22 protein-coding genes and 1 pseudogene are annotated in these 17,975 nt (G+C 67.2%); 11 read left to right on the top strand and 12 right to left on the bottom strand.

Annotation, left to right across the window (positions count from 1 at the left end; translation table 11 throughout):
• Positions 1–121 precede the first annotated feature (121 nt).
• Both NL126_RS17300 and NL126_RS17295 read left to right on the top strand, forming a co-directional pair.
• Positions 122–307 (top strand): hypothetical protein, encoded by a 186-nt coding sequence (locus NL126_RS17300; RefSeq protein WP_255196134.1) that lies wholly within the window; start codon positions 122–124, stop codon positions 305–307.
• A 96-nt stretch (positions 308–403) separates the two neighbouring features.
• The gene (locus NL126_RS17295) at positions 404–1,051 is read left to right on the top strand and encodes a dolichyl-phosphate hexose transferase (protein ID WP_434084170.1); all 648 of its coding nucleotides are present in this window, start codon (positions 404–406) and stop codon (positions 1,049–1,051) included.
• Between the two features lie 161 nt (positions 1,052–1,212).
• On the opposite strand, the gene NL126_RS17290 is transcribed toward NL126_RS17295, so the two are convergent.
• Genes NL126_RS17290 through NL126_RS17270 form a run of 5 tightly spaced genes read right to left on the bottom strand, consistent with a single transcriptional unit; the run spans position 1,213 to position 8,452 of the window.
• A complete protein-coding gene (locus NL126_RS17290; protein WP_255196132.1) occupies positions 1,213–3,303 on the bottom strand; it encodes an ArnT family glycosyltransferase in 2,091 nt (696 codons plus the stop codon).
• A complete protein-coding gene (locus NL126_RS17285; RefSeq protein ID WP_255196131.1) occupies positions 3,293–4,462 on the bottom strand; it encodes an ABC transporter ATP-binding protein in 1,170 nt (389 codons plus the stop codon). The genes NL126_RS17290 and NL126_RS17285 overlap by 11 nt, the downstream gene beginning before the upstream one ends.
• Positions 4,452–6,065 carry an ABC transporter permease gene (locus NL126_RS17280; RefSeq protein WP_255196130.1) on the bottom strand — a complete coding sequence of 538 codons (1,614 nt, stop codon included), beginning with the start codon at positions 6,063–6,065 and terminating at the stop codon, positions 4,452–4,454. The genes NL126_RS17285 and NL126_RS17280 overlap by 11 nt, the downstream gene beginning before the upstream one ends.
• Before the next feature lie 4 nt (positions 6,066–6,069).
• Positions 6,070–7,245, bottom strand: a complete 1,176-nt coding sequence (locus tag NL126_RS17275; RefSeq protein ID WP_255196129.1) for an extracellular solute-binding protein — start codon at positions 7,243–7,245, stop codon at positions 6,070–6,072.
• A gap of 40 nt (positions 7,246–7,285) precedes the next feature.
• A complete protein-coding gene (locus tag NL126_RS17270; protein ID WP_350355461.1) occupies positions 7,286–8,452 on the bottom strand; it encodes an alpha-1 4-glucan-protein synthase in 1,167 nt (388 codons plus the stop codon).
• Between the two features lie 343 nt (positions 8,453–8,795).
• On the opposite strand from NL126_RS17270, the gene NL126_RS17265 reads away from it, so the two are divergent.
• Genes NL126_RS17265 through NL126_RS17255 form a run of 3 tightly spaced genes read left to right on the top strand, consistent with a single transcriptional unit; the run spans position 8,796 to position 11,104 of the window.
• The gene (locus NL126_RS17265; protein WP_255196127.1) at positions 8,796–9,539 is read left to right on the top strand and encodes a beta-ketoacyl-ACP reductase; all 744 of its coding nucleotides are present in this window, start codon (positions 8,796–8,798) and stop codon (positions 9,537–9,539) included.
• A gap of 43 nt (positions 9,540–9,582) precedes the next feature.
• Complete coding sequence (locus tag NL126_RS17260; protein WP_255196126.1) at positions 9,583–10,734, top strand: thiolase family protein; 1,152 nt, start codon at positions 9,583–9,585, stop codon at positions 10,732–10,734.
• A gap of 1 nt (position 10,735) precedes the next feature.
• On the top strand, positions 10,736–11,104 hold the full coding sequence (locus NL126_RS17255) for a Zn-ribbon domain-containing OB-fold protein (protein ID WP_255196125.1): 369 nt from the start codon (positions 10,736–10,738) through the stop codon (positions 11,102–11,104).
• Between the two features lie 9 nt (positions 11,105–11,113).
• Here the strand turns inward: NL126_RS17255 and NL126_RS17250 are convergent, their stop codons facing one another.
• From NL126_RS17250 to NL126_RS17240, 3 genes are all read right to left on the bottom strand, one after another.
• Positions 11,114–11,569: an HTH domain-containing protein gene (locus NL126_RS17250; protein WP_255196124.1), complete on the bottom strand. Its 456-nt coding sequence runs from the start codon at positions 11,567–11,569 to the stop codon at positions 11,114–11,116.
• A gap of 96 nt (positions 11,570–11,665) precedes the next feature.
• Positions 11,666–12,109 carry an HTH domain-containing protein gene (locus NL126_RS17245; RefSeq protein ID WP_255196123.1) on the bottom strand — a complete coding sequence of 148 codons (444 nt, stop codon included), beginning with the start codon at positions 12,107–12,109 and terminating at the stop codon, positions 11,666–11,668.
• Between the two features lie 45 nt (positions 12,110–12,154).
• Positions 12,155–12,781: a DUF7547 family protein gene (locus tag NL126_RS17240; protein WP_255196122.1), complete on the bottom strand. Its 627-nt coding sequence runs from the start codon at positions 12,779–12,781 to the stop codon at positions 12,155–12,157.
• Between the two features lie 122 nt (positions 12,782–12,903).
• Here NL126_RS17240 and NL126_RS17235 point away from each other — a divergent pair, with 122 nt between their 5' ends.
• Positions 12,904–13,581, top strand: coding sequence for a DUF7504 family protein (locus tag NL126_RS17235; protein WP_255196121.1), 678 nt, complete (start codon positions 12,904–12,906; stop codon positions 13,579–13,581).
• 51 nt (positions 13,582–13,632) lie between these two features.
• A complete protein-coding gene (locus tag NL126_RS17230) occupies positions 13,633–13,782 on the top strand; it encodes a hypothetical protein (protein ID WP_255196120.1) in 150 nt (49 codons plus the stop codon).
• A gap of 18 nt (positions 13,783–13,800) precedes the next feature.
• Here the strand turns inward: NL126_RS17230 and dpsA are convergent, their stop codons facing one another.
• Positions 13,801–14,346, bottom strand: coding sequence for a DNA starvation/stationary phase protection protein DpsA (dpsA, locus tag NL126_RS17225; protein WP_255196119.1), 546 nt, complete (start codon positions 14,344–14,346; stop codon positions 13,801–13,803).
• Positions 14,347–14,569: 223 nt separating this feature from the next.
• Here dpsA and NL126_RS17220 point away from each other — a divergent pair, with 223 nt between their 5' ends.
• Positions 14,570–14,758 carry a hypothetical protein gene (locus NL126_RS17220; RefSeq protein WP_255196118.1) on the top strand — a complete coding sequence of 63 codons (189 nt, stop codon included), beginning with the start codon at positions 14,570–14,572 and terminating at the stop codon, positions 14,756–14,758.
• On the opposite strand, the gene NL126_RS17215 is transcribed toward NL126_RS17220, so the two are convergent.
• Positions 14,755–15,141 (bottom strand): DUF8048 family protein, encoded by a 387-nt coding sequence (locus NL126_RS17215; RefSeq protein ID WP_255196117.1) that lies wholly within the window; start codon positions 15,139–15,141, stop codon positions 14,755–14,757. The two genes, NL126_RS17220 and NL126_RS17215, sit on opposite strands and share 4 nt — an antisense overlap.
• Positions 15,142–15,366: 225 nt before the next feature.
• Between NL126_RS17215 and NL126_RS22085 the strand changes: the two are divergent.
• Both NL126_RS22085 and NL126_RS17205 read left to right on the top strand, forming a co-directional pair.
• Positions 15,367–15,806, top strand: a pseudogene (locus tag NL126_RS22085) (MaoC/PaaZ C-terminal domain-containing protein).
• Positions 15,807–15,859: 53 nt separating this feature from the next.
• Positions 15,860–16,165, top strand: a complete 306-nt coding sequence (locus NL126_RS17205) for a MazG nucleotide pyrophosphohydrolase domain-containing protein (RefSeq protein WP_255196115.1) — start codon at positions 15,860–15,862, stop codon at positions 16,163–16,165.
• Here the strand turns inward: NL126_RS17205 and NL126_RS17200 are convergent, their stop codons facing one another.
• The gene (locus NL126_RS17200; protein ID WP_255196114.1) at positions 16,166–16,717 is read right to left on the bottom strand and encodes a hypothetical protein; all 552 of its coding nucleotides are present in this window, start codon (positions 16,715–16,717) and stop codon (positions 16,166–16,168) included. It lies immediately after the preceding gene.
• 105 nt (positions 16,718–16,822) lie between these two features.
• Here NL126_RS17200 and NL126_RS17195 point away from each other — a divergent pair, with 105 nt between their 5' ends.
• Positions 16,823–17,296, top strand: a complete 474-nt coding sequence (locus tag NL126_RS17195) for a YbaK/EbsC family protein (protein ID WP_255196113.1) — start codon at positions 16,823–16,825, stop codon at positions 17,294–17,296.
• On the opposite strand, the gene NL126_RS17190 is transcribed toward NL126_RS17195, so the two are convergent.
• Complete coding sequence (locus NL126_RS17190; protein ID WP_255196112.1) at positions 17,293–17,928, bottom strand: hypothetical protein; 636 nt, start codon at positions 17,926–17,928, stop codon at positions 17,293–17,295. The two genes, NL126_RS17195 and NL126_RS17190, sit on opposite strands and share 4 nt — an antisense overlap.
• Between the last annotated feature and the right edge of the window lie 47 nt (positions 17,929–17,975).

The raw sequence follows: 17,975 nt of genomic DNA, 5'->3' as shown, positions 1-17,975 counted from the left end.
CCACATGAAAGTTTATTACAAATGCGCCCATTGACCGGAGTAAGGATGCTCGCTGTACGCGTACACTGCTGATTCTCGCCCCCTCGTATAGCATCCAGACTGCCCACTCACACACCCACCAATGACACGTCCAACCGACTCTATCGACCCCATCGTCCCCCGACTGCCCACCGAAAACACCCCGACGCTCGCCGCTGACGGCGGCTCAACCCGTCCCCGTGATTTCGACCGCCAGCCCGACACGACCCACGCGCCGAACGACCGCTGTACGGAGGAGATCGAGCCGTTCGTCCCCGATATGCGGTAACAACGCGCTGTTTTAGGCAAACCTAAACGCTCAAGTTCTCCCGTCGACCAGTCGCAGGTAGTGACAACGTACACGTTCGACGACCTCAGCGTCGTCATGGGCACGTACAACGAAGCGGCGGCCATCGGTACTGTCATCGACGACATCGAGCGAGTTACCGACGGCCGAGCAGAAATCGTCTGCGTCGACGGGTCCGACGACGAGACACCCGATATCGCCCGCGAGAAGGGCGCACGTGTCATCGAGCAGGAGCCCCGCGGCTACGGCTACGCCGTCCGTGAGGCCATCCTCTCGGCCTCGAATCCCGTCATCGTCACGACCGACTGTGACGACACGTACCCGATGGACGCACTGCCACGGTTCCTCGACCGCATCAACGAGGGGTACGACGTCGTCTCGGGCGACCGCCTGTACCACGGTGCCGACGCGATGCCGGCGTTCAACCGCCTCGGTAACCACGCGTTCGCCGCCCTCGCGTCGATCCTGATGGGCGAGCGCGTTTACGACACGACGACGGGGATGCGTGCGTACCGCGAGGAGGTCGTCCGCAACATCACCTGGACGGAGAACACCGGCCTCTCCGCAGAGCTGCTCATTCGCCCTCTGATGCGCGAGTATCGCGTCCACGAGGAGCCGATTCGCTACGCAGAGCGGGCCGGAGAGACCAAGCTCGACCCGCTCGCCGGTGGCTACGCCATCGCTAAATCGATCGTCAAAGTCCCGATTCAGGAACACCTCCGCTGATTCTGTAACGCATCTGTGAGAATAGTGACTATTCTAGCTGTCGCGTGTCGAATCTATAAACTACATACTACGATACAGAATCTGGACAATCGCCGAATAGCGAGATATCTACGCAAGGGGCCTGAGTCCAGAGAATTCCGAGGATTAGCTTGCTTGGTGGGTCACCGAGACGAGACCGTCTGGTTCACCTGCACGCCGGTCAGGTAGTCACCGCCTGGAACGTACATTCCCTCGTGCCCGCAGTCACTGGTGAGTCGACACACCTCGACCTCCGGCGGCCAGACGAGTCGGACGGTGTCGCCACGCTCCTCGACGGCGAGTTCCTGTCGGTAGGTGACGGTGGCCCCGCCGTCCTGCACGTAGGTCACCGCGAGCTGGAGTTCGGCGCTCCCGTCGAAGTCCACGACACCGATGCCACGCCGCTCTGCGTTCGGAGAGACCACCCGTGCGACACCGGGCGTCACGACCCACTCGACCGCGAGCGCGTCCGTCGCTCCGGGTTCGAGGTCGTAGGTCACCGCGTCGTCCCCATCCGAAAGCCGGACTGTCGTGGGGCGCCCGACGACCCCTGTCTCGAAGCGGATGCGGTGGCTCTCCCCCTCGCGAACGTCCAGTGGCTCGACGTGGGCAGTCACGGGCTCCGGAGCGCCTCCCCACTCTCCGCGGTACGTGAACCGGTACGGTGTGCGGTCGGGATACGCATCGAGCACGCGGAAGTCCTCACCTGGGGCACGGTCGAGCGCGTACACCGTCTCGCCGTCGAGCCCGGCGTCGTTGCGGAGCCACTGGAAGGGATGGCCGAGCCACTCGCCGTACGGTGTGGGCACGAACACCACCGCGTTCTCGTAGCGCCGGTCCTCGAACGGCTCGTAGGCACTGTCGTACCGCTCGGTGAATGCGCGGTTCTCCTCGATGGGTGTCGAGAGCGCGTTCGCCTCTGCGAGGCCGACTACGGGCGCGGTCACGAGCGCGAGGCCGAGAACGATCGCGAGCGCACGGCGACGACCCACCCGTCGCACCGCGAGTGCGTGCGTCTGGCGGACGAGCCACACGGCCCCCGCGGCGCCGAACACCGACAGCGGGAGCAGGAGGTCGTAGTGGTAGAACGGGCCGAACTGCGCGACGAGACCGTCGGTCGGGTCCGAGAGGTCCGCGAGCGCGTTGAGGTTGCCCCAGAACGCGACGTTGCCCACGACGACCGAGACCGACACACCCAGGAGCACCAGACGAAGGGTGGCGTGCGAGAGCCGGGAGTCGCGGCCGGCGTTGGCAGGCGTCCCTGGTTCGCTGTGCGCCCGTACACCGAGGAGTGCGATACCGATTCCCGCGAGCACCGCGCCCAGGGGCGGCGCAGCGACGAACCGGGTCACGAACTCCCACAGCATCGTCGCGTTCGCTCGGAGCGCGAGCGCGAACGTGTACTCGCGGCTGTACCCCAGAATCTCCCGGTGGCCGAACCCGATGCCGTCTTCGGGCGCGAACGCGGCGAACGGGAACAGCAAGGCGTCGCCCGTCACCACGAGGTTGTACGCGAACGTGAGCCCGACGAACAGGAGGCCGAGCCCTGCGACCGGCAGCAGGCGTGTGAGGCGCCATTCGAGTGCGGAGCGGTTCTCGCGGGCAGTCCAGAGGAGCCACAGCGCGTGCCCGATGAACGGGAGGGCGAACAGGACTGCGGTGTACGGTCGGGCGAAGAACGCCAGCCCAACGGCGAGCCCAGCAAGGAGTCCCCAGCCGTGGCGCCCCGTCCGGACGAGACGCACGTATGCGTACGCGAAGGTCAGATTGAGGAGGGTCGTGGGCGCGTACGCGAGGAACGTACTGGTGGTCAGCAGATAGAGCGGGGAGGCGACGACGAGCAGCGCGGCGACCACGCTCGTCGGGCCGTCGTACGCCTCGCGCGTGAGAAGTCCGACGAGGGCGACGACCCCGGCCCCAACCACCGCCAACACCAGCCGGGGGGCACCGACCGCGAGCCCCACCGCGAACAGCGCGGGGACGACGGGCTGGTACTTGCCGTAGAGCTGGCTGCCGTCCTCGACGAAGAACCACCAGTGGAAGGCGTCGGTGAGTGGCGTGGAGAACCAGAGTCGACCGTCCAGCAGGAGCCGCGCCTGCTGGAGGTAGACGCCCTCGTCGTGGTTCGACGAGTGGTAGGGAAACAGGTCCGTCGCGATGTAGAAGACGAGCGCGCCGGCGGCGAGCGAGACGACGGCGAGGAGGAGCGTGTCGCGGTCGACGCTATCGCTCATCCACGACGCGCCCCCCGTCTGCCACGCGCTTGGCCCCCTGCGGGAACCACGCGAGGTCGTGGTCGGCGGCGAGTTCCACCCGGACGGGGTCGTCGAGCGGCACCTCCTCGGCGTGGTTGTGCATGCAGCCGACGACGTCGCCCGTGTCGAGTTCGACCCGGTAGAGGATGGTGGGGCCGAGGTAGCGCCGGTGAATGACCTCGCCGTTGGGCTCCTCGCCGTCGCGCAGCGGGCGAGCCGCCACGTCGTCAGGGCGTACCAGCACGTCGATGTTCGTCCCGTCGTACTCGGGGGCGAGTCCGTGGATGGTGTCGCGGGCGATGGGGCCGACGCCCGTGTGGACCGTGTCGCCGTCGACCCGGCCGGAGAGGAACGACGCGTGTCCGAGGAACGAGGCCACGAACCGGGACTTGGGATGCTGGAACACGCCCTCTGGGGACCCCGACTGTTCGAGCTGGCCGTCGTACATCACGGCGACGCGGTCGGAGATGGACATCGCCTCCTCCTGGTCGTGCGTGACCGAGACCGCCGTGACACCGGCCTCCTTCAGGATGCGGCGCACCTCCTCGCGCATCTCGACTCTGAGGTCGACGTCTAGGTTCGAGAACGGTTCGTCCAGCAGGAGCAAGTGAGGTTCGGGCGCGAGCGAGCGCGCGAGGGCGACCCGCTGCTGCTGGCCCCCCGACAGTTCGTCCGGCTGCTTGTCGCCGTGGTCGGTCAGCCCGACGAGTTCGAGCAGGTCGTCGACCCGGCGTTCGCGCTCGTCGGTGTCGAGGTCCGTGAGCCCGAACGCGACGTTCTCTCGGGCGGTCAGATGCGGGAACAGCGCGAACTCCTGGAACACGACGCCGACGTCGCGCTCTTCCGGGGGTTCGAAGCCGTCGCCCGTGACGGGTCGACCGTTCAGCCGGATTTCCCCGTCGGTGGGGCGTTCGAGTCCGGCGATGAGCCGGAGCGTCGTCGTCTTCCCACAGCCCGAGGGGCCGAGGAGCGTGAGCAGTTCGCCCTCCTCGACCGTGAGCGAGAGGTCCCGGACGACGCGCGTCCCGCCGTACGCCTTCGAGACGCCGTCGAGTTCGAGGACGGGGTCGCCCGTCTGCTCGGCTGTCGATGCCTCGGTGTCGGTCGCCGGGTCGGGGGTGCGTAGGTCACTCGACATCGTACTCCTCCGTCGTCAGTATCACGAGCATGGAGAGCGCAGAGACGAACAGCAGGACGAACGCGGGGATGGCCGCCTGCCCGACGTGTCCCGAACCGTACGCCGTCCAGACGCGGGTGACGAGCGTGTCGAACCCGGCTGGTCGCAGGAGCAGGGTCGCCGGCAGTTCCTTCATCGTGGTGAGGAACACCAGCGCCGCGCCCGCGGCGATGCCCGGCGCGACGAGCGGGAGGGTCACGTCGCGGAACGCCTCGACGGGCGACCGGCCGAGCGTCCGCGCGGCTTCCGGGAGGGAGCCGCTGACCTGGGTGAAGGCCGCGCGGGTGGAGCCGACGGCCTGGGGCAGGAACCGAACCACGTATGCGAACACCAGAAGCGGCAGGAGGATAAGCCCGTTGCGATAGAACGCCCCGCCGTAGCGCGCGCCGAAGTAGACGAGCGCGAGCCCCATCACGACGCCGGGCACCGCGTAGCCCACGTACGACGCGCGCTCGAAGGCGCTCGCGAGCGGCGAGTCAGAGCGGGTGGCGAGATACGCCACCGGGAGCGCGGCGACCGCCGAGACGATTGCTGCGGCCGCCGCGACGCCCACGCTGTTCGCGACGACCACCGGCTGGAACGAGAGTGAGTTCGACACCTCGTTCGCGCGGAACAGCCACGTCGTCAACACGCCGAGCGGGACGGCGAGCGCGAGCGCGGCGACCGCGAGACAGCTGGCGACCGCGGGCCACTTCCACCGACCGAGGCGGACCGGCGTCGAGTGCGCCCGCGGGTTCTCGCTCTGGACCCCGGAGCCCCGGACGCGGGACTCGACGGCGAGGATGACCATCGTCGCGACGACGAGCTGCATCGACAGCAGCGACGCCAGGTCACGACCCCCGCCGAGCACGTCGCCGTAGACGGAGTAGATGACGCTCGTGAACACGTCGTAGCGCATGATGGCCGGCGTCCCGAAATCAGAGAGCGCGTAGAGCGCGACGAGCAGCGCGCCCGCCGCGACGGCGGGTCGAATCTGCGGGACGGTGACGCGCTTGAACGCGCTCCACCGCGAGTGCCGGAGGGTTCGGGCCGCGTCGATGAGCGTCGTATCGAGGCTCTTCAGCGCCGCGCGCGTGGTGAGGAACACGTACGGGTACGTGTAGAGCGTCAGGACGAGGACGGCACCGTGAAGTCCGTAGATGGAGGGGAGCGACTCGATTCCCAGCGGGGCGAACAGGTCCTGCAGCGTGCCTCTCGGACCGAACGCCGAGACGAACGCGAACGCGCCGATGTACGAGGGGATGACGAGCGGCATCGCCAGCAGCACGGTGAACAGCCTCCTGAAGGGGAGGTCGGTGCGGACGGTGAGATACGCGGCCGGAACGCCGATGGCGATGGAGAAGGCGGTGACACCGACGACGAGGAACGCGCTGTTGACGAACACCTCTATCGTCGTCGGGCTGGAGAGCAGGTCGAGCGCGTCGGTGGCGTCGAGTGCGCTGGCGACCACCCACAGCAGGGGAGAGACGACCGCGGCGGCGATGGCGCCGGCGACGAGAACGAGCGGCAGCGAGCGCTCCCGTTTCGCCCCCGTCACCAGTCGTTTCGCGCCTTCGGTCGCCATGAGGCTACACGTTGAGTCCGACCTCGCGCATCAGCTCCAGCGTCGGGCCGATGTCCGCGAGTTGAGAGAGGTTCAGCCCCTGCGGGGGGTTCAGTTCGTCGATGGTCGGCAGCTCGATGCTGCCGGGCTGGACCGGCTCGACGTCCGCGACGAGCGGGTACTCGAACGTCGTCGTCGCGAAGTAGTCCTGTGCCTCCGCCGACAGCAGGTGCATCACGAAGTTCGCGGCCAGTTCCGAGTCGTTTGCGGTGTCGACGGCCGCTGCACCGGCCACGTTGAAGATGGAGCCGGCGTCGCCGTCCGTGAACGCGAGGTCGAGCGGTGCGTTCGGCCGCGCGTCGAGCACGCGCAGGCTGTAGTAGTGGTTCGCGAAGCCCGCGCCGATTTCGCCGTCGGCGACCGCCTGCGTCAGCGTGAACTCGTCGTTGTACGACTGGACGTTCGCGTCGAGCATCCCTTCGAGCCACGCCTTCGTCTCGGCTCGGCCGTTGAGGATGCGCATCGCCGTCACGAACGCCTGGAACGAGCCGTACACCGGGGTCCAGCCGATGTTGCCCGCGAACCGCTCGGCGTCCGGGAACGCGAACACGTCCGTCGGGATGTCGCTCGCCGAGAACTGGTCGGTGTTGTACGGGATGCTGCGTGCGCGACCCGAGGTCCCGATCCAGCGGCCGTCGGGGTCCCGGAACTCCTCGCCGACGAAGTCGAGGACGCGGTCCGGGAGCGGCGTCGCCCGGTCGCGCTCGGCGAGCGCGCCGAGCGCGCCCGCGTTGACCGAGTAGAAGACGTCCGCCGGGGAGTTGTCGCCCTCGGTGAGGATCTTGTTGACGAGGTCCGTCGAACTGCCGTAGCGCACGCGGAGCGTGAGGTCCGGATACATGTCGTCGATGAACTCGACGAGTTCGCCGACGAGCGCCTCACCGCGCCCGGAGTAGATGTCGAGTTCACCTGCGAGGTCGGGGAGCTCGGCCATCGGCACGCCACCCGTGAGTTCGCGGCCTTCGCGTCCGGACCCGATCTGTTCCGGCTCGGATTCTCCGCCGCCGGTCTCGTTCGTTCCGGACGGCGTCTCGGTGCCGTTGCCGAGCAGGCCGTTACAGCCCGCGAGTCCGGTGAGTCCGGCAGTGCCGGCGGCGACGAGGTAGCGGCGACGCGTCGCGCTCCGGTCGTCGCTGTCCATGTTGGATTTAGGGTCGCCTAATTCGGTTAACCCTGTCGGTTCAGTCATCGTCGGCCACCACCGTTGCCCGCGTGTCGGCCGTCGGCGTCTCCAGGGCGTCGAGCGCCGCGAGCCAGTCGCGCATGTGCTCGCCGACGAAGTTGAGGAACTCGCCGTTGGTCCACTGCGAGAAGTCGTCGTCCGCGAGGGCGTCGGCCATCGCGGCGAACGCCTCGTGGTAGTCGTCGGCGTCCTCGCCCACCGGGTCGACGACCTCCCAGACGTGTTCGTTCAGTTCGAGCGCGGGGACCTCGTTGTTCAGGTCGTCGAAGGTGGGGCGCGGTGCCTTGTTGTGCTCGCAGAGCGGCGCGCCGTTGTAGATCTGCTTGCCGAGGAGGTCGCAGGCGCGCTTGAGGAACACGCCCGACCAGATGTCGTCGAAGCGGCCGACGTCCCACTCGTTGTCGTCCATCGGCAGCTGGTAGAAGGCAGGGACGACCTCGCGGCGGAACGCGAGGTTCATCGAACAGACCGTGAGATACTGGCCCTCGGCGGCGACGAAGTCCTCGCCGTAGTCGTCGGCGGTGGTGCGGGTCTGTGCCTGCCCCTGCAGGTCGCCATCCATCAGGATGCGGACGGCGTCGAGGTCGGGGACGTTCGTCCAGAGGCCCTGTGAGGCGACCACGTCGCCCCGTTCGAGGGTCGCCGTGTCGGTCTCGACGGTCTCGTCCATCGCGGCGTATGGGTAGCCGCGGGGGTAGAGTCCGTGTTCCTCGAAGTTCTGGTAGAGGACGTTCACCCACTGCTCGTCCGAGCGGACCTCGGTCACGGAGCCCTCGTGTGCGAGGTTCTCGAAGTGCGTCCCGAAGAAGTCGGTGTCGTGCGGCAGCGTGTCGTCGTCGATGAAGAAGCCGTACTCGAAGTCGTTCGCCCACAGATACAGCAGGCCGAAGGAGGTCTCGGCGTGCGACGCGGCGGGAACGACGTGGCCGTACTCCGCGATGCCCTGCTCGGCGTACCACTCGTCGCGCGCGGTGCCGTCGAACACAGCGCCGTCGACGTCGAGGTCGTCGAGCATCGCGCGCATCGCATCGGTGTCGCAGAAGTCTTCAGTTACGAGAAGAAAGAACAGTCTATCCTCGTGCCCGTGCTCCTGGGCGTTCGCGACGTACGCACGAACGCACTCGTACTCGCGGATGGTGGGGACCACCACACAGGTATCGGTCATCACCTGGAATAGTTTAGGCCGACCTAAAGAATCTGTCGTAATCTCGCGGCCGTGGCGGTAGTCGGCCAGGTCTGCTCACAATACTGTCACTATAGTTCCTGCAGAATTATGTGTTACAATCACATACCAATCTCTATATGAACTGTTTGGTACCCAAGAACGCCCGAATCTCGGCCGGTGAGGGTATATTGACTTGGTACTAGTATACACGCGATTTTGTATAAGGGAATACAAGGATAGTCCTTATGGGGCAAAAGATTCCGAGTCACACATAGCGAACGTGGGAGTAGGGGGGCCCCGGTGAGGAAGGCCACCGGGGTGCCCACGGTTTGCCAGTTGAAACATGACAATGGACGATCTGACATGCGTGGTTACGGGCGCATCGAGAGGAATCGGGAGAGCGATCGCCGAAGAGCTGGGTGCCGAGGGCGCGAACGTCGTCGTCAACTACCGGTCGTCGGAGGGCAAGGCGTACGAGGTGGCCGAGGCTATCGAGGAGGGCCCCGGGAGCGCGGTGCCCATCCAGGCCGACGTCTCGGAGATGGCCGAGGTCGAGACGATGGCCGAGCGCACGCGAGAGGCGTTCGGTCCGGCCGACGTGCTCGTGAACAACGCCGGGCTCACCATCGACAAGAAGTTCGAGAACATGGATCGTGAGGACTGGGACACGGTGATGGACGTCAACCTCGGCGGCGTGTTCAACAACACGAACGCCTACTTCGAGGACCTCTGTGCGTCCGACCAGGGGCGGCTCATCAACATCTCGAGCGTCGTGGGCCAGCAGGGTAACTACGGGCAGGCGAACTACGCCACCACCAAATCCGGCATGTTCGGCTTCACCCGAACTATCGCGCTGGAGATGGCGGCCTCCGGGTCGACCGCGAACTGTGTCTCCCCGGGGTTCGTCGCGACCGACATGTTGGAGACGGTCCCCGAGCGCGTCAAGGAGAAGATCCTCGACCGCATTCCACTCAATCGGTTCGCGACGCCCGACGACGTGGCGGGCATCGTTCAGTTCCTCGCGAGCGAGAACTCCTCGTACATGACGGGGCAGATTCTCGCCGTCAACGGCGGCATGGAGTGGTAGGCCGACCCGAAGGATTACCACCGGCCCCGTCGACGACGCGGGTATGAGTGAGGTAGCCATCATCGGCGCGTCGATGACCCAGTTCGGGCAACGCGACGCGTGGGTCAGCGAACTGCTCGCGGAGGCGGGCGCAGCCTGCCTCGACGACGCGAACCTCGCGCCGTCGGCGGTCGACCACCTCTACGTCTCGAACATGGCCAGCGGCGAGTTCGAGGGCCAGACGGGCGTTCCGAACGCGCTCGCACACGACCTCGGCGCGATGCCGGCGTACACCCAGCGGGTCGACCAGACCTCGTCGTCGGGCGGGGCAGGCATCTACGCGGCGTGGCAGTCGGTCGCCTCGGGCGCCAGCGAGATGACGCTGCTCGTCGGCGGCGAGAAGATGACACACCGAACCACGGCGGAGTCGACGGACATCATCGCCTCGCTGACGCACCCGGTCGAGTACAAGACCGGCGTGACGCTCCCCTCGTTCGCGGGGATGACCGCGCGCCACTACCTCGAACGCTACGACGCCCCCAGAGAGGCGCTGGCGACGGTCGCGGTCAAGAACCACCGCAACGGCGTCGACAACCCCCACGCGCAGTTCCGCAAGGAGATCGACGCCGAGACCGCCCTCGAGTCACCCATCGTCGCCGACCCGCTCCGACTGTACGACTTCTGCCCCATCACGGACGGGTCGGCCGCGCTGCTGTTCTGTCCCGAAGACGTCGCCCACGAGTACACGGACGACTACGTGACGGTTGCGGGCGTGGCGGGCGCGACGGACACCCACGTCGTCCACGAGCGGGAGGACCCGACGGTGATGGGTGGCGTCGTCGAGTCCGGTCGACAGGCGTACGAGCTGTCGGGCTACGGCCCCGACGACATCGACGTGGCGGAACTCCACGACATGTTCACCATCCTCGAGTTCCTGCAGTACGAGGACCTCGGGTTCGCCGAGAAGGGCAAGGCCTGGGAGGACGCCGAAGCCGGCGTCACCGCGCGGGACGGTGCTCTGCCCATCAACACCTCCGGTGGGCTGAAGAGCAAGGGGCACCCGCTCGGTGCGTCGGGGGTCGCCCAGGGCTACGAGATCTATCAACAACTGATGGGCGACGCAGGCAACCGACAGGTCGACGCCGAGGTCGGCCTCGCCTGCAACGTCGGCGGGTTCGGTAACTGTGTCACGACGTGTATCATGGAGGCGAACTGAGATGGCCGCGTTCGAAGCCCACCGCTGTCCGAACGGCCACCTGACCTATCCGGGCCACACGCTGTGTCCCGATTGCGGCGAGGAACAGACCGAAACCGTCGACCTCTCGGGTCGAACAGCGACCGTCGTGACGTGGACCACCTCGCACTCGACGCCACCGGGCGTCCGCGAGCCGAACCACCTCGGCATCGTCGAGTTCGACGTCGACGGCGAGTCGGTTCGCGCGCTCGTCCAGTTCACCACCGGCGACGTCGAAACCGGGGACACGGTCCAGCCGGTGTACGTCGAGGAACTGCGAGAACCGGGTGCGGGGATTCGCCACCCCGACAGTCAGTCGTGGGATGGCTACCGGTTCGAGCCGGAGTCGTAAGGGACGCGATCAGGCGGGACGGATAGACCGGGGCTGTTCGAGCTGTTTCAGCCCGTCTTCGACGGAGACCTGTCTCTTGCCGTCACGGTGGGGATAGACGGCGAGCGGCTGGCTCTCGTCACGGTCGTAGGCCACGAGCGTCACCACCGGCGGGACGAGCACCTCGACCGCCTCGCCGGTGTAGTGGGACGTGTGACAGCTCCGCTGGAACGCGGGTTCGAGCGAGACGCCTTCCGATGCGGCCCACTCGGCGAACGTCTCGAAGGCGTCGTGGGCCTCGCGGGCGTCGTCCCACGGAATGCGACGCCCCCAGTGGTCGACGGTGACCTCGACACCCGCGTCCTGCAGTCGGCTCTGGACTTCGCGAACGCGGTCGCGCGCGACGAACGGCGCGTCGTTGCGGACGTACAGTTTGGCGACGTCCGGGCGGTGCTCCTCACGGTTCGATCCCCCACCATCTGGCATAGCACTTCGAACTATGAGATGTGGTATCAATACGGTTCCGTGACCGTTCGCAACCTGGTTACCCTACGTGACTGCTACCGGATGCCGGCGCCGGCGTCAGTCCGCGGGTTCGGCGTCCGTCTGGGCCTCGCTGGCCTCGGCACCGCCGAGCAACTCGAGGGCGTCTTCGACCGAGTAGTGGGTGCCACCCGCGGTGTGGGGGTAGACCGCTTCGAGCTCATCGTCGTGGTAGATGGCGAGACAGCAGACGGGGAGCACGAGCGCGTCGAACTGTCTGCCGTCTTCGAACGAGTAGACGCCCCGCGAGCCGAAGAACGGCGAGAGGTCGGCGTCGCGCTCATCGGCCCAGTGGGCGAACTCGTCGTATCGGTCGAGAACGTCGCCGTCGCTCCAGCGGCGGACCCGTTTCGGCCAGCGTGTGACCGTGACCGCGTCGACCTGTCCGCGAAGACGGTCGACGAGGGACTGCTGGTGGCGTGCGGCGTGCGCCGGCACGTCCTCGCGGAGAAAGAGCTGGTAGTGGCACCCGGACTCTGTCATCGTACCATCACCATGCAGCCAGCCTAATAAACGCCGTCGGCGCCGTCAGTTTTCGCCCGAGTGCTGTTCGTTCCCTGGGGGGGCGTCGTCTCCATCCGACTCGCCGGTCGACTCGTCGCTCGCAGCTTCGCCCGCAGTCTCGTCGGCCGACGAGCCGAGTTCGCGCTTGATGGTCTCCAGTTCGGCCTCCACGTCGACGCGGCCCTCTTGATCCGACTCGGCTTCGACGGGCACCCGGTATCCCGACTCGTCGTCCTGTCGTCGGCTTGCCGCGTCGTCGCGTTCTGTCTGGAGTCGACCCTGGACCTCGCGCCGGAGGTCACGGGCTTCCTCCAGGAGCTGGCGGGCGTCGGGGTCTGTCGGGTCGCCGCGGAGCGCGCCGCCGAGGTCGTCGAGCGCGCGCTCGAGGGCATCGGCAGCGACGTCACCGCGGCTGGTTCGACGCCGGTCGCCGAACCGCCCGTCGGTGAGTCGGATGGCGCCGGCGGTCAGTTCCAGCAGGCGGATGTTCGTCTCGAGGAGGGCGATGATGGCGGGGATGGTGTACTCCTCGGTGAACTGCAGGAGGTCACGGAGTCGGCGGGGGCGCTGGTCGTCGAGTTCGGTCCGGAGCTCGTCGAGGGTCGTCGCCAGCTCGTCCAGCAGCGGGGCCAGCTCGTCGGCGTCGCTCATGGGGATAGTTCGACGGGAGACGATAAAACCCCTGTCACGGCTGTGTGGACGGTTCGGAGTTCGTTTCGAGTGGGAAGCAGGGGAAAACGCTTATTATATGTGGGCGACTCATATATGAAAGAATGGCTATGGAGTCGGGAGCGGCGAACACGGAGGCTGCAGCGTTCACGCAAGCGCTGGCAGCGCTCAAACGCCGCGGGAGCAACCTGCTCGTGGTGGGGGCGACGGCCGGTCACACCCACACGGACGCGTGCAGTCGGCTCCTCGGTGACAGCAGCGTCGACCGCACCCGGCTGTTCGTCACGACGGACCGCCACGGTGGAACCACGGGCACCGACGCGTGTCTCGGCGACGACACCGTCATCGAGTACGCCACCACGACCCGGGGCGCGGCAGCAGCCCAGCCGGCGACCGCCGGCGGCTCGACCCTCGAAGCGGACGTCACGCAGGTCGAGGACCTGCCCGCGCTCGGTCGCGCCGTCAGCGCGGCCATCGACACCGCCGCGGCGGACGGACTCGACCCTGCGGAACTCCGGCTCTGCTTCGATTCGCTGCGGCCGCTCCTCGAAGAACAGGACGAGGAATCCGTGTTCCGGTTCCTCCACGCGCTGACCAGCGAAGTCCGGAGCGTCCAGGGCATGGCCCACTACCACCTGCCGGTCGCGTTCGACACCCGCACGGTCCGGACGTTCAGCCCGCTGTTCGACGCGGTGGTGGAACTTCGCACGCAGGGAGGACACCCCCAGCAACGCTGGCACCTCCACGAAGCCGACGTGACGACCGACTGGCTCGATCTTTGAGCGGTGAGTCGACCGCAACCGTTTTGTTTTTAGGCCCGCCTAATCCGACTGATGGCTGCTCCCGAGCGCGGCCCCGAGCCCACCGACGACCCGGTGGCGCTCTCCGCGCACTCGACGTCCCCCGACCGCACCGTGTTCACCGAGCCTGGCAACTGTGAGGCCTGGCTCTCGACGGACTACACGGTGACCTGCGAACGATAACGGCGAAAACGGGGGACGTTACTGGACTGCGCCCTCGGTGACGAGCGTGTCGTCCTCGAGGTAGTGTTCGAAGTGGTGCGCGTGTTCTTCGACGACCTCGACGTTCCGGCGGAGGATCTCGCTCGTGGTGTAGTCGCCGAGGTTCTCCGCGAGCGCGATGTGGTCGCGCAGGCTCTCGATGATGTCGCCGAACATCTCGAGGTCGTTCTCTAGCGAGGTGCGGATGTCGTAGACGTCCTCGCCCTCTGGGCTGACTGGCGCGTTCGCTTCGAGGGTCGCGCCCCCGGCGAGCGGGACGCCCCCGAGCGCCTGTGCGCGCTCGGCGAACGCGTCGGCCCCGGCTTCGAGGTCTGCGGCCACCTCTCCGAGGTAGACGTGGAGCTCGCGGAACTCCGCCCCCTCGACGTTCCAATGGTGCTTCTTTATCTGGTGGTACGCGACGTACGTCGCCGCGAGGTCCGTGTTGAGTGCCTCGACGAGCTGTTCGGCTTTCCCTCGCTCCAGTCGGAGCGCGTTCTCCTCGACGGTGCCGGCCTGCTGACGGACGTGCTTCTGGGTGCTCATCTCGGGGGAAAACTACTCTCGATACGCGGATAAAGATTGATTCCACCAGGAGGCCGCTTGGCTATCCGAAACCTACGTTTAGGGTCACTCGCGTGCCTCGCCGATCGGGACACCGACGACCTCGCGCTGGTGGCCGAGCACCGACCGGTCGAGCGTCACGACCCCGTCCGAGCGGGCGACAAACCCCCCTGGACTTTTGGGTTCGCCGCACGAGCGTCGAGCTATGCCAGACGCCTACGGGCTGTTCACGAAGGGACTGCAGTGGAGCTACCGCGAGTACGGCCTGAAGGGGGCCGCGGCGTTCGTCCTCCTCGGCCTCGTCGCCTACTACGTCGTCAACGAGAAACTCGAAGCCGTGCTGGATGCTGACGGAGACACGGCAGCGAGCGACTCGACGCCGTCGCCGGCCTAGCGCGTCAGCACCATCGCCGCCCCGCCTTCTCGTACGGAGTCGTCCTCGTCGAGCGACGCGAGTGCCCGGCTGAACTGCTGGTCGTGGACGCGTTTGACCGCCTCCAGGAGCGGTTCGTCGAACGACAACTGCTCGCCGAACTCCGCCCAGACAGACGGGAGGAACACGAGGTAATACGCCGTCTCGCCCCGGTGGACCAGCGGGTCGTAGGGGAGGAACCGTCGCCACTCGTAGACGAGGCCGTCGACGCCAGGAAGCGAGCGGGCGTGCTCCTGCTGGCGACAGAGCGCCGCACTCAGGCGCGCGACGCCGATATCTCGATCCCGGGCGACAGCTGCAATCAGGTCGTCGTCGAACGCGGCCAGCGGGTCCGACTCGGTCATCGACGTCCGTACGCGCGGCCCCAGCAAAAGTCATCCCACCGGGGCCATCCGAGGGTTCAAATCGGAAGCCGCGGCCACCGACAGCGTGCCCTGAGAATTCGGCCACGACGGGGTGGCTGGCTCAGCCAGCACGGGGGAACCCGGTGGCTCGCCCGTCGTGTGCGCAGCCCGCACGAGCCACGGTGGTCGACAGCGTTACTTACCCACTCGTGTATCGACCGGTATATGCGCTATTTCGAGGACATCGAAGTCGGCGACGTCCACGAGTTCGGCAGCTACGACGTGACGAATGAGGGGATCCTAGAGTTCGCCGAGCAGTACGACACGCAGCCGTTCCACGTCGACGAAAGGGCCGCCGAACAGTCGATGTTCGGGGGGCTCATCCCCCCTGGTGGCACACGGCGTCCATCTGTATGCGGCTGCTCGTGGATCACTACCTCTCGGAGTCCGCGAGCGCCGGCGTCCGTGGCGTCCGCGACCTCCAGTGGATTCGCCCGGTGAAACCTGGCGACACCCTCTCCGTCCGGTTTGAAGTGCTGGAGACCGACGCGGCAAACGAGCGCACGGGGAACGTGGTCAACCGCCTGACGGGACTGGTCGACGGCGAACCCGTCATCCAGTGGACGGCCGACGCCGTGTTTGAGTGCCGAGCGGCAGTGGAGTAGCTCCCGGCACAGACCGAAAGACACCTACGGTGGCGCCGCTGCCACTCGTATCCATGGAGCAACAGGACCGGGTGGCGGCGTTCGTCGACACCTACGACCTCGACTGCCCGCCAGCGTACCGACTGCTCGACCTCGCGGCGGAGGTCGGTGAGCTCGCAGCCGACGCCAACGCGGCCAGCGGCTACGGCGCAGAGCCCGCCGCGCTCTCGGTTGAGCGGGACGAACTCGGCGACGCGCTGTTCGCGCTCCTCGCGCTCGCCGACGACCTCGATATCGACGCCAGTGCCGCCCTGGAGGAGTCGCTCTCGAAGTACGAAGACCGAATCGAGTCGACCGGCGGTGCCGGCAGCGGCAACTAGCTACTCCGGGAGCGGTATCTCTGCGACCTGCTCGTCGTTGTGGACGACGGCCACGACGCCGTAGTAGTCACACGCCAACTCGACGGTCGCCTCGTAGTCGATGTCGACGATGCACTCTCCGCACGCGACCGTCTCGTTCGACTGCGGGACGTACGACTCGACGACGACACGGAGCGTATCTTCGTCCGATGCCGGTTCGGCGTCGACGAGCCGCGCGCGGTGACACGTATCGCTCCCCCTGATGGTACCCGTCACGGTCACGGTGTACGTCGGCGGATTCCCGTCGGCGTCAGGAGTAGCGTCGCCAGTCGGCGAGACCGACGCGTCGGCCGCGTTCTCACCGATGCCACACACGACCGACTCGACCGCCAACGCCGTGGACGTGATTTTTGGCTGACACGGTGTCGCCGACAGCGTCGGGGTCGGGGTCGCATCCGTGGACGGGTCGGTCGGCTCGTCAGTTCCGTCCACGCCCGGCCCCGAGCCCGTGCAGCCTGCGAAGAGTCCGAGACTGGCACCCGCAGTCCCGCGGAGCAGCGTGCGTCGTCGCATGCCTCCACGCTGACTCGGGGTTGAAAAATCCCTTGTGGCGAGTCAAACGGGTCTTTGTCCTATCGGAGCGGTGTGCTTTTGTCCGCCGGGTGGGTGCCGACGCCCATGCACCAGCGCGCAGTGGAGTTCCGACGCGCCGCCCGCGACCGTCACGGATTCGACCCGGAAGTCCACGAGTTTCCGGAGGGGACGAAGACCGCCGCGGACGCGGCCGCGGCCATCAGTTGTGACGTGGCACAGATCGCATCGAGCATCGCGGTCGACACCGACGATGGGCTCGCAGTCGTCGTGACGAGCGGCGCCAATCGGGTCGACCTCGAGAAGGTGGCTGACTTGCTCGACGTCCAGCAGGTGGAAATGGCCGATGCGGGCGACATCAAGGCCGTACTCGGCTGGTCCATCGGTGGCGTCCCGCCGTTCTGCCACGAGACATCGGTGCCGGTACTGCTCGACGAGACGCTGCTGTCGTTCGACGAGGTGTGGGCCGCGGCCGGAACGCCGGAAGCGGTGTTCCCGCTCTCGCCGGACCAGCTTCGGGAGCTGTCGGGCGGGACGGCGGCCGACGTGAAAGAGGATTAGACCAGCGTCGAGATGCCGAGGGAGACGAGGACCAGCGCGGCGACCAGTTTGCCGGCGACGGCGTAGCGCTCGTTCCGACCGCCGAGCCAGCGGACCGCAGTGCTCCCGACGGCACCGATGGTCGACATGGCGAGGACGATGGCGACCGCGTAGGCTGCGACGGCGAGCCACGCCCCACCTGCCCCTGCGGTCGGCACCACAGCGGTCACGAACCCCAGCATCGTCAGGGGTGGCGAAAGGGTGAACAGCGCCCCAACGATCCCGAACGCTAGCAGTCGTCGCGTCCCGCCGTCCGTACGTGCGAGGACCGGGTGTGCGTGTGCGTGGCCGTCGGTCTGACGACTCCGGAGAGCGTCGGCCGCGAGCAACCCACCCGTGAAGAGCAGGACCGCACCGAGGGCCGTCGCGCCGAACGCACTGGTGAGTGCGGGGAGTCGGTCGAAGACGAGCGTGGCGAGCCCCAGCCAGACCACGACGAGCACGGCGTGACCGGTGGCGAAGCAGGCGCCGACGACCGCCGCGTTCGACCGCGCGGTGTCACCAGTGAGTCCGACGACGCCGGCGACGTGGTCGGGCTCGGCGGCGTGCGTGACGCCGAGCAACGCGGCAGTGACGAGGAGCCCGAAGTTCATGTACTGGCTGTCCCCTGTTGGCGTGAAACGGTTCCGGTTCGCGCCAG

The organism is Halorarius litoreus, from assembly GCF_024362405.1.
Classification (GTDB): domain Archaea; phylum Halobacteriota; class Halobacteria; order Halobacteriales; family Haloarculaceae; genus Halorarius; species Halorarius litoreus.
Note: the sequence above shows the minus strand (reverse complement) of the source record. Positions and strands in the feature narration are given on the sequence as shown.